The following is an 11,293-nucleotide window of genomic DNA, read 5'->3' as shown; positions in this document are numbered from 1 at the left end:
CGGTGTCCGCCTCAGCACGCCGACCCTGACCAGCGGTGTTCGCCTCGGGATGCGTCATGCGGCCATGGTCCGTCCCCCAACCCCAACCCGCACCCGCCACCGCCCCACACCGACCTTTCGAGTGACCCCACCAACCCTCCGGTGACGCACCGCACCCCACGAACCCACCGCACCCCACGAACCCACCGCACCTCCCTCCCTCGCACACCTCTCGCCACCCTCCGCGCACATCTCTCGCCACACCTTCCAAGCGCACCCTCTCTTCACCCCTCCGGGCGCACTTGCCGCGCCCTCCGCCGTCCGCACCCTCCGCCCTCCGCCCCTCTGCGTGCGCCCGCCCGCCTCGGCCATCCGCCTCCGCCCGCGCGCCGCTCCTCCGGCCGCTCCTCCGCCGGCCCCTCCGGCCGCACCTTCTCGCGCCCCACCGCATCCCCCTCTCGGTGACGCGGCGCACATTCCATCTCCACCGTTGGAGTTAGCCGCAGAGTCGCCCTACCCTAATTCCAACGCCACAGTTGGATTCCTTTCGTCACCCCACGCGCCGAACCCGGACCTGGAGCTCGCGTTGGCCACCTCTCTCCCGAACCCCCACCCTCACCCCATGCGCCAGGGCCTCAAGCACCCCGACGGCCGCCCTCGCCGTCAAAACTGGTCCGTGACCCGATCACCCGTTGTGGTGACGGTCCTGGTGGCGGCCGTGATCCTGGCCGTGGGCCAGCTCTACCTGACCGTGCCGCTGCTGCCGGGCGTGGCCGAGCGCTACGGCATCACGCTCTCCACCGCGGCCTGGGTGGGCGGCGGCTTCGGCTTCGCGTTCGCCGCCGGCAACCTGCTCTTCGGCACCATCTCCGACCGCTACGACCGCCGCCACGTGATGGCTCTCGGCCTCGCCCTGAGCGCCGTGGCCAGCGCGATCGCAGGCGCCTCCACCGACTTCGCCCCACTGCTCGCGGCTCGCGCCGTCCAGGGCTTCCTCGCCGCCGCGATCCCGTCCGTGTCACTCGCCTACGTCGCCGAAGCCCTCCCACCGGCCCGCCGCGCGGTAGGCATCACCGCCGTCTCCGGCTCGTTCCTGCTGGCCGGCGTGATCGGCCAGGCCTACGCCCTCGGCGTCGACAAAGCGCTCGGCTGGCGCTGGGTCTTCTGGCTGCTGGCCCCGATGCTGCTGGCGGTAGCCGCCACCCTGACCCGGCTGCCGGAAATCCCCCGCCCAACCCCCACCGCCCTGGCCACCACGTTCACCCGCCTGGCCAACCTCCTCCGCCGCCCGGCGCTCCTGGTCGCCTACACCGGCGGAATCACCCTCCTGCTGACCTTCGTCGGCATGTACACGGCCCTGACCACCACCGTCGGCGACCGCTACGGCATCCACGACGCCGTCGACCTGCTCCTGCTCCGCCTCCCCGGCCTGCCGGGCATCGCACTGGGCCTCTTCGCCGGCCCATTGATCACGCGCTTCGGCGCCCACCGCGTCGCCCCGACCGCCTTCCTTACCGCCGCGGGCGGCCTGGCACTGGAAGCGGGCTCCACCACGCTCCCCGTGCTGCTCGTCGGCAGCGCGATCTTCGTCGCCGGCCTGGCCGTCACCATCCCGGCCCTGGTCACCCTGGTCGGCCGCGCCTCCGGCGAAGCGCGCGGCGCGGGCCTGGCGGGCTACGGCTTCCTGGTCGGCCTGGGCGGCGGCATCAGCCCGGTCCTCGTCACCGCCCTGGCCCCAGCCGGCTTCGCCGCCGTCTGCCTGACCCTCGCCGGCCTGCTCATCCTCGCGGCCACCACGCTGGTCCTGGGCCCCCGCCCAACTCCCAACCCCGCCACCGTCTAGCTCCGCGCCCCAACCCCGACTCCAACTCCCACCCTGATCCACATAACCCGGCCCGCCCACTACCCGCTTCCCTGATCGCCCGCCCCTTCCGGCCCTCCTGCTCCCGTTGCCGGCCGTGCCTTTCCGCTTGCGGGCCGTGTGTGGGGGCCGTGCTTGCGGGCCATGGGGGTGGTGCGTTGCCGCGGGGCCGGGTGGTGCGGCCGTCGTCTAGGGCTGGGCGGCGGTCGGGGCGGCGGAGTGGTCAGCCGCCGGGGTGGTCGAGCGTCGGGTAGCGGGTAGCGGGTAGCGGGTGGCGGGCGGTCGGGGGTGGTTTCGGCGGGTCCGCTGGTTTTCAACCGAGGTACGAGAACAGTGTTTCCGTACATTTTCGGGGCAGGTTCACCCGATCGTGTTTCTCGACCCCTCGGTCGAACCGAGCCTACCGCGAAGTCTTGACCTGCGCAGATGCCATTCGCCGAGCCGCCTCCACGACCGCTGCACGGCGGTGGGCCAGATCGACCTGCCCCGTCACCATCCGGGCCACTTGGGGCACCGCCAGCCACCACGACGACAGCGACATGATCAAGAACACCAGGTCGGCGGCCGCCGGCGACGCGAACATCACCCCGTCCGCCTGAGCCGACCGGAAAGCCTCGACCTTCCGCCGGTAGTGCGCCGCCCGCCCCTCCTCGTCGGGCACCGCCCCGTCCCCGTACGCCAACGCCTCCCACTGCAACAACCGCACCAGATGCGGATTCGCCACGTGGTAGTCGAAGCACCGCCCGGCGTACTCACCCACATCCCGCAACGACTCCGCGTCGAACGGCACGGCCGCCGCGATCTTCGCCAACTCGTCCGACAACACCGAGTGGAACAGCTGTTCCTTGTCGCCGAAGTAGTTGTACAACCGCTCCTTGTTCACCCCGGCCCGCGCCGCGATCCGCTCCACCCGAGTGCCCGCCAACCCGTGCGCGGCGAACTCGACGACCGCCGCCTCCTTCAGGCGCCGACGTGTCTCCTCGGTGTTCCAAGCCACCCCGCGATGGTATCCAACCGAACCGTTGAAGCCGGAAACCCGAAACTCAACGACCCGCACGGGGCAGCAGCAGCGACACCACCGCCCCGACACCGCAGATTACCGCCGTGATCCAGAAGATCTCGTGGTACTCCGTCAGCAACGCCGCCGTCAGCGCCTCCCGGTAAGCCGCCGCCTTCTCGGCGAACTCCTCCGGCGACATCCCGAACGGCAGCGGCGTGTCCAGGTCCGCCGTCAGCTCGCGGAACCGGTGCAGGCCCCACGCCGACAACCCGGCCACCCCGACCAGCATCCCGGTCATCCGCGCCACCACCACCGCGGCCGACGCCACACCGTGCTGCGCGGACGGCACGACCCGCAGCACCGCCGCCGACACCGGCGCGATCACCAAACCCAACCCGAACCCGGCCACCGCCAGGTCCCGCCCCACCACGAACGACGACACCGAAGCCGGCCACTGGGCGATCAGCACGTACGCGCCCGAAGCCACCGCCAACCCGACGAACGACACCCACCGGTCACCCAACGGGGTGCGCGCCGCCAACCACCCGCCGACCAACGCGCCCACCGGCAACGCGATCAGGAACCGCGCCAACATCCCCGCCGCCGCGGCCGAGTCACGCCCCAGCACGGTCTGCGCGAACAGCTCCACGTCCACCAACGTCACCATCAACGCCGCACCGGCCGCCAACGACACACCCAGCGACGCCAGGAACGGCCGCATGGCCACCCCCGCCGGATCCAGCAGCCGCACCGACGACCGCCGCTCCCACAGCACGAACCCGACGAACACCACCGCGGCCCCACCCAGCGCCGGCCATCCCCACGACGGCAGCACCGACCGCGACGGATCGGGGTTGTACAGCCCCACGACCAGCAACGACAACGCCAACGCCAACAAGCCGCCGCCGACGAAGTCGATCCGCACCGACGACCGGACCGACCGCGGCACGGTCACCTGCACGACCGCCATCGCGACCGCCGCCAACGGCAGGTTCACCCAGAACACCCACCGCCAGCTCTGCGGCTCCACCGACTCGAAGAACGACCACGCGTTGAACAACGACGCCAACCCGACGCCGTACAGCGTGCCGAGCACACTGCCCAACTCCTGCGCCGCGCCCACCACACCCAACGCCGACGCACGCCGTTCGGCCGCCCACAGGTCCGCGACCAGCGCCATCGTCACCGGCAGCAACGCCCCACCGGCCAGCCCCTGCACCACCCGCCCGGCCACCAGCAGCGGCAGGTCGCCCGCCAACGCGGTCACCGCCGAGCCGACCGCGAACCCGACCAGGCACAGGTGCAGCACCAACCGCCGCCCGAACCGGTCCGACAACTGCCCGAGCAACGGCATCCCGGCGACGTACCCGAGCAGGTACCCGGTCACCACGGGCGTCGCGCGTTCCAGGTGGTTCACCGGGATGCCCAGGTCACGCACCATGTCCACGAGCACGCCGACGACCACGTACGCGTCGAGCGCGCCCAGCAGCACCGCCGCCGCGCCCGCGCCGATCGCCAGCCGCCGAGCCCTGACCGCGCCCACCGCACCCACCCCGGAACCCACCGCCGAACTCACGCGGGCGGCGAAACGGTGACGGGCTTGTTGAAGTCGGACAGCTCGATCGTCACCTTCGCGCCGCTCGGCAGCGTGAACAGCGCCTTGCGCAGCTTCTCGTCCTGCACCGAGAACGTCGACGCGACGTCCGCGTCGATCCCCGGCACCAGCCCGGCGACCACGTCACGCGGCACGGTCGCCTCGACCACCGCCACGCCGTCGTCGTTCGACACCGTCTTCGCGTCACGCGCGTCGGCCAGCACGCGGGCCACGCCCCGGTCCGGGTCCAGGATCGCGGTCGGGTCGTACACCTGGCCCGCCAGCGCCGCGGGCAGCTTGGTGAACCCGCCCGTCGGACCCTTGAAGTGCAGGTCCTGCCCGACCAGCACGTACTCGACCTCGATCAGCTGGCCGAACTGCTCGACCTTCGCCCGCCCCTGCGACTCGCCCTCGGCGTTCAGGTCGCCCTCGGCGTCCTTCACGGTCACGCCCGGCAGCTCGCCGTCGACCTTGATCGTGAAGTGGGTGCTGGTCACGGACTTCATCCCGGCGGACGCCTTGGCCAGCAGGTCCGGCCCGTCGGGCAGGGCCCCGGCGCCACCGGAGGACGTGCAGCCCGCCACGACGGCGAGCACGAGCGACCCGATCAGGGCGCGACGAGGGAGCATGGGGTGAATCGTAGATCGAGCCGTCCCGGGGCACCGCGAAACACCACGGCAAGTCCCTGACCTGCGCAATCCTCTCGGGGCGGCAAACGGCCCAGTGCGTTCGGCCGAGTCGGCAACGCACGGTTAACCGTCCTTACCTAGGCTTCGGGACATGAACCGCCAGCAGGAGTTCGTGCTCCGCACCCTCGAGGAACGCGACATCCGGTTCGTCCGGCTCTGGTTCACCGACGTCCTGGGCTTCCTCAAGTCGGTGGCGATCGCTCCCGCGGAGCTCGAAGGCGCCTTCAGCGAGGGCATCGGCTTCGACGGCTCCGCCATCGAGGGCTTCGCCCGCGTGTACGAGTCCGACATGGTGGCCAAGCCGGACCCGTCGACGTTCCAGGTGCTGCCCTGGCAGACGCCAGACAAGAGCCACTACTCGGCGCGGATGTTCTGCGACATCGCCATGCCGGACGGCTCCCCGTCGTGGGCGGACCCGCGGCACGTGCTGCGCCGCACCCTGGCCAAGGCCAGCGAGGCGGGCTTCACCTGCTACGTGCACCCGGAGATGGAGTTCTTCCTGCTCAAGGGCCTGCCGGACGACGGCAGCGAGCCCGCCCCGGCGGACAACGGCGGCTTCTTCGACCAGACCAGCCACGAGACCGCCACCCACTTCCGCCGCCACGCCATCGAGGCGCTGGAGGCGATGGGCATCTCGGTCGAGTTCAGCCACCACGAGGGCGCGCCCGGCCAGCAGGAGATCGACCTCCGCTACGCCGACGCGCTGACCATGGCCGACAACGTGATGACGTTCCGGTACGTGATCAAGGAAGTCGCGATCACGCAGGGCGTGCGGGCCTCGTTCATGCCCAAGCCGTTCACCGACCAGCCCGGCAGCGGCATGCACACGCACGTCAGCCTGTTCGAGGGCGACCGCAACGCGTTCTACGACGCCGAGGACCCGTACCAGCTGTCCGACACCGGCAAGATGTTCGTCGCCGGCCTGCTCAAGCACGCCCGCGAGATCTCCGGCGTGACCAACCAGTGGGTGAACTCCTACAAGCGGCTGATCGTGGGCGGCGAGGCGCCGACGGCGGTGTGCTGGGGCCACGCGAACCGGTCCGCGCTGGTCCGCGTGCCGATGTACTCGCCCGGCAAGTCGTCGTCGCGCCGGGTGGAGATCCGCTCGCTCGACTCCGCCTGCAACCCGTACCTGGCCTACGCGGTGATACTGGCGGCCGGGCTCAAGGGCATCGAGAAGGGCTACGAGCTGCCGCCGCCCGCCGAGGACGACGTGTGGTCGCTGACCGACCGCGAACGGCGCGCCGCCGGGTACGACAACCTGCCGCAGAACCTCGGCGAGGCGTTGACCGAGATGGAGAACTCCGAACTGCTCCCCGAAGCGCTGGGCGAGCACGTGTACGACTTCTTCCTGCGCAACAAGCGCACCGAGTGGGACGCGTATCGGCGCAGCGTCACGCCGTACGAGTTGCGCACCCTGTTGCCGGTCCTGTGAGGGAGACACCCGTGCGGGTGGTCCACACCGGGCACTCGGAGAAGCTAGGTTTGCAGACCGTGACCGAGGTGCCCGCGCGTCCGGAATCCCGTCCCACGTTCATCGCCTGCACGGTGGCGACCGCCGCCGAACTGCCCGCGGTGAAGGTGCTGTCCAGCTCTTTCCTGGCCAACCACCCGCAGGCCAGGTTCATGGCGCTGGTGGTCGACGCCCTGCCGGAGAACTCCGGTCCGGGCCTCGTCACCCCCGCCGACCTGGGGATGAGCCAGGACGAGCTGGCCGAGCTGGCCACCGGCTGCACGGCGTCGCAGCTGTGCGGCGTGCTGCGGCCCAAGCTGCTGGAACAGCTGCTCGGCCAGGGCGTGCCCGTGCTCTACCTGGACCCGTGGGTGCAGGTGCTCCACCCGCTCACGGACCTGGTCGAGGCCGCCGTGCGCCGCGGCCCGCTGGTCCTGGTGCCGCGGGCGCTGCGGCCGCTGCCGGACGACGGCCTGCGCCCGACACCCACCGAGCTCATCGAAACCGGCGTCTTCGACCCGGGATTCCTGCTGGTCGCACCGGGCGCCGAGCCGTTCCTGCGGTCGCTCGGCGAGCAGCTGCGCCGCACTCCGGACGCCACCAAGGCCGTGCTCGACATGGCTCCCGCGCTGGTCAACCTGCACGTCCTGCGTGACGCGACGGTCGGCCTGTCGGTGTGGAACGCCTCGCAACGAGACCTCCACCGCCGCCCGGACGGCACGTTGACGACGATCGGCGAGCCGGTCCGCAGCGTCCACTTCGCCGGCTTCGACCCCCACCGCCCTTGGCTGCTGTCCGCCGCCTTCGCCGACCGCCCCCGGGTCCTGCTCTCGGAGCACCCGCACCTGGCGGAGCTCTGCACGGCGTACCGGGCGGAACTGGTGCGCAAGGGCCATTCACCGCAGAGGGTCCGCTACGGCTTCGGCCAACTGCCGGACGGCACCCAGATCCCGGACGAACTGCGCGCGGACTACCGCGAAGCCGCCCGCACCCACCCGGGCTCGGCCTTCAGCCCAGGCACCACGGCCGCCGCCGAACGGGCCGCCGAGCAGGCCACCGACACCCCACCCCCGGCCACCACGCCGACCGTGAACGGCACCCACCCGCCCACGGCGCCCGCGAACCTGATCCACCAGCCGGATCCGGCCGCCGCGGAAGCGCTCGCCGATCACGAAGCACCCACACCTGCCCAGCCCGAGCCGGAAACCGCCGAGCGGGAAACCACCGAGCCGGAATCGACCACCGCCGAGCCCGCCGACTCCGCACCGGCCGCTGAAGACGAGCCCGCCGCCGAGGGTGCCGAGCCGGCCGACCCTGCCGCCGACCGCGCCGAGCTTGCCGGCGACAGCGCCGGCCATCCTGCACCATCCGCCGAAGCCGAAGCCGAAGCCGAAGCCGAAGCCGAAGCCGAAGCCGAGCCGACCGCCGACCTCACCGCGTCCGGGCCCGCATCCGCATCCGCGTCCGCCGAGATCGAGCCGGGCATCACCGCTTCAGCACCCGAAACCCCTGAGCCCGCCGCCGACCAGCCCCACCCGGCCGCCGAGCCCTCCGCACCCCTCCCCAGCTCCGGCACCGACCCGGCTATCCCGTCACCGGCTGTCGAATCACCGGTCGCTGCAGCCCCGGTCGCTGCAACCCCGGCCCTCGCATCACCGTCCACCCGCCGCACGCCACCCCCGGCCTTCGGTCCGGACGGCGGGGCGGCGTTCGTGGCCTGGGCGAGCGAGTCGGTGCCCGGCCTACCCGGCAGCACGCGCTGGGCCGTCGCGCTCTGGCGTTCCGACCAGGCCCTCCGCACCCAGTTCCCCGACCCGTTCGGCGAGGACGGCCCGGCGTTCCGCGACTGGTGCGCGACCGTCGGCGTGGCCGCGGGCCGCTTGCCGGTGGCCGCCGTGCCGCGGCCCCGCGCCGAAGGACCCGTGCTGCACGACCAGCTCGGCGTCTCCGTCCTCGGCTCCGGCCCGATCGCCGAGCTCGTCCACGCCGCCGCCCGCGCGTCCGGCCTCCCGACCTCGACCGACGCCGGCTACCCGGTCGTGATCCGCGTCGGCGCCACCGAACGCGTGCCGGACAGCCGCTTCGTCGTCGACTACCTCCTCGACGACGACCAGCCGACCGACGCGGCCGAACTCTGGGTCCCCTCCGAGACGACCCGCGCCACCCTCGAACGCCAGGGCGGCCCGACCGTCCGCGTCCTCCCGCTCCCCGTCCCGGAAGCCGAGGACCAAGCCCTCGAAGCACACGATGGGGTGATCTTCGGCGCTCTCGCCGATCACGCCCTCGACCGCGCGGGCAACGTGCTGGGCGCCGTCTCCGCGTTCCTCTCCGCCTTCCCCGACCGCAACGACGTGACGCTGCGCATCGAGGTCGGCAACGCGCACGCGCACCCAGAGGCCGCCGAACGGCTGCGCCTGGCCACCGCCGCGGACCCGCGCATCGAGCTGGTCGACACCCTCGGCGCCGTCGACTGCCTCGTCCACCTGCACCGGGGCGGCGCGTGCGACCGGATCGCGCACACCCTCGCCGAGCACGCCGCCCGCGCCACGCCGATCCTGACCTCCGACCACGGCGCGGTCGCCGAGCTGTTCGACAAGAACGCGGTGATCTTCGTGCCGTGCCGCCAGGGCGTCGAACCCGACGTCCAGGCCGCCGCCAAGCTCATGCGCGCCCTCGCCGAAGACCTGCCGACGGCCGTCGCGATCGGCCTCAAGGGACGCGACCACGTCCGCGCCACCCGTGACGTCGCCAAGGTCGGCGAGATCCTGCGCGAACGCGTCGAGCACGCCTACCGCGGCTGGCGCGCCCGCCGGGCCAAGCCCGCGCCGACCGTCGACCCGCTCAAGGCGCTGCACTCGGCGAAGCACGCCCTGCTGCGCCAACCCGACGTCGGCACGGCCAGCCGCACGCCCATGGCGCCGCAGCTGCGCAAGATGGTCCTGCGCGTCCTCGACCACTACGACAACCACATGCGCGACGTGCTCACGTCCCTGGTCGACGGGGTCGAGCGCACGGTCTCCGAGCTGGTCCGCCGCCAGGACGACATCTCCGGCGGCGTCGGCCTGAGCGAGCTGGAGGTGCTGCGCGCCGAGCTGGAACAGCACGCCGAGCACCAGGGCCACCTCGCCGACCAGCTCGTGGGCGTCGACGACGCCGTCGTCCGGGTCCGCGCGGACATGGCCGGCCAGGGACGGCGGGTGCGCGAGATCGAGGACGCGGTGGTCGCCGAGGCCGCCAAGCGCGCCAAGCAGGGCGACGCCCTGGCCCAGCGCATCGACAAGCTCGCCGTCGCGCTCGAACGCACCCTCGACCGGATCGACTCGCTGGAGTCCAAGGTCGTGGACGTGCTGCGCGACCGCGACACCAAGCTCGACGTCGGCCTGCGCGCCGCGAACCAGGCCCAGCAGACCGCCGACGCCCTGCGCCGCGTCGTCGTGCGCGAGCACGAACGGCACAGCGACTCCGTGCCGCGCAGCTCGCTCGTGCTGACCGACGTCGGCCTGCTGCGGCTGCCGTCGGACGACGCGTTCATGCTGCCGATGCTGTCCAGCAACGGGGTGTGGGAGAGCGACCTGTCCGAGCTGATCGACGCGGTCGTCGAGCCGGACGGGATCTTCCTCGACGTCGGCGCGTACATCGGGTACCAGACCGTGCGCATGCTCAGCCGGTTCGGCACGGGCGGCGCGGTGGTCGCGGTCGAGCCGTGCGAGTCGTCGCGGGCGCTGCTGCGGCACAACGTCGACGTCAACTTGCCCGAACGGGTGGCGCAGCAGCTCGTCCTGGTCGACGCCGCCGCGTGGGAGAGCACCGGCGAGCTGGCCACCCAACCGTCGTTGACGGGCGGGGTGTCGGTGGCGCCGCTGCCGGAGGGCGCCGGTGACGACGTGCCGCGGGTGCGTGCGGCCAGGCTCGACAAGGAGCTGGAGGCCGTGCCGTTGTTGCAGGGCCGCAAGCTGTCCGTCGTCCGGGTCGACGCGCCCGGTCGCGGTCATCGCGCGCTGGCCGGACTGGTGCGCCTGCTGCGCCGGGATCGCCCGCACGTGTTCCTGGACTTCTCCGCCACGGCGACGGCGGGTTTCGGCGACGATCCGGTCACGGTCTTGAAGGAGTTCCGGATCTGGGGCTACGACCTGGTGCCCGTGCCGACCCGCGAACCGGCCACGCCGGAGCAGATCGTCACCGCGATGGAGGGCATGCGGTCCATCTCGCTCTGGCTGCGACCCCGTCCGGTGGCGCCCAAAGGACCGGGTCCACAGGTGGCCATGCCGGCGCGCACCGCTCCAGCAGGCCGCTGACCAGGCGATTTGACACCGGCGAAGGTCATGAGTAACTTTTACCGAGTCGCCAGCAAGAACCTCGGAACGAGCGGTTGACACCGCGAATCGGGCCGAGTAGACTACTGCGGCGTCAAGCTCCCAGAAACGAATAAGCAGCACAGCGTGCTGCCTCCGCTCTGGAAACTGATACAAATTGAATGCTAAGCGAGTTTGTCGCGGAGCCGAGAAGCCGAAACCGGCCGATTTGACACCGCGAAAACGAACGAGCTAAGGTTCAACCACAGCAAGCGAAACACCGGAAACACAAAGCCCCGGAATGAACCGCGGTAAGACGCGGGACGTGATGGTGAGCGCGTGTTCTTTGAGAACTCAACAGCGTGCCGAATAGCCAGTAAATTTATGAACCTCGTCAAGAGGTTTCCTTTGAGATTGTTACTGGA

General features: G+C 71.5%; 6 protein-coding genes. 3 read left to right on the top strand and 3 right to left on the bottom strand.

Annotation, left to right across the window (positions count from 1 at the left end; translation table 11 throughout):
• Nucleotides 1-655 precede the first annotated feature (655 nt).
• The gene (locus tag ABTZ99_RS37220) at nt 656-1,822 is read left to right on the top strand and encodes an MFS transporter (RefSeq protein ID WP_499617865.1); all 1,167 of its coding nucleotides are present in this window, start codon (nt 656-658) and stop codon (nt 1,820-1,822) included.
• A gap of 418 nt (nt 1,823-2,240) precedes the next feature.
• On the opposite strand, the gene ABTZ99_RS37215 is transcribed toward ABTZ99_RS37220, so the two are convergent.
• From ABTZ99_RS37215 to ABTZ99_RS37205, 3 genes are read right to left on the bottom strand one after another with little or no spacing between them, the layout of a single operon-like run.
• Complete coding sequence (locus ABTZ99_RS37215; protein WP_498774632.1) at nt 2,241-2,837, bottom strand: TetR/AcrR family transcriptional regulator; 597 nt, start codon at nt 2,835-2,837, stop codon at nt 2,241-2,243.
• Nucleotides 2,838-2,883: 46 nt separating this feature from the next.
• A complete protein-coding gene (locus tag ABTZ99_RS37210; protein ID WP_499617864.1) occupies nt 2,884-4,383 on the bottom strand; it encodes an MFS transporter in 1,500 nt (499 codons plus the stop codon).
• A gap of 29 nt (nt 4,384-4,412) precedes the next feature.
• Complete coding sequence (locus tag ABTZ99_RS37205; RefSeq protein WP_499617863.1) at nt 4,413-5,063, bottom strand: LppX_LprAFG lipoprotein; 651 nt, start codon at nt 5,061-5,063, stop codon at nt 4,413-4,415.
• 151 nt (nt 5,064-5,214) lie between these two features.
• Here ABTZ99_RS37205 and ABTZ99_RS37200 point away from each other — a divergent pair, with 151 nt between their 5' ends.
• Together ABTZ99_RS37200 and ABTZ99_RS37195 are read left to right on the top strand one after the other, a co-directional pair.
• Nucleotides 5,215-6,558, top strand: coding sequence for a glutamine synthetase family protein (locus ABTZ99_RS37200; RefSeq protein WP_053715424.1), 1,344 nt, complete (start codon nt 5,215-5,217; stop codon nt 6,556-6,558).
• An 11-nt stretch (nt 6,559-6,569) separates the two neighbouring features.
• Nucleotides 6,570-10,871: an FkbM family methyltransferase gene (locus ABTZ99_RS37195; protein ID WP_499617862.1), complete on the top strand. Its 4,302-nt coding sequence runs from the start codon at nt 6,570-6,572 to the stop codon at nt 10,869-10,871.
• Nucleotides 10,872-11,293 lie beyond the last annotated feature (422 nt).

Source organism: Actinosynnema sp. NPDC002837 (genome assembly GCF_040295345.1).
In the GTDB taxonomy this organism is placed as follows: Bacteria; Actinomycetota; Actinomycetes; order Mycobacteriales; family Pseudonocardiaceae; genus Actinosynnema.
This window is presented reverse-complemented; position numbering and strand designations above follow the sequence as displayed.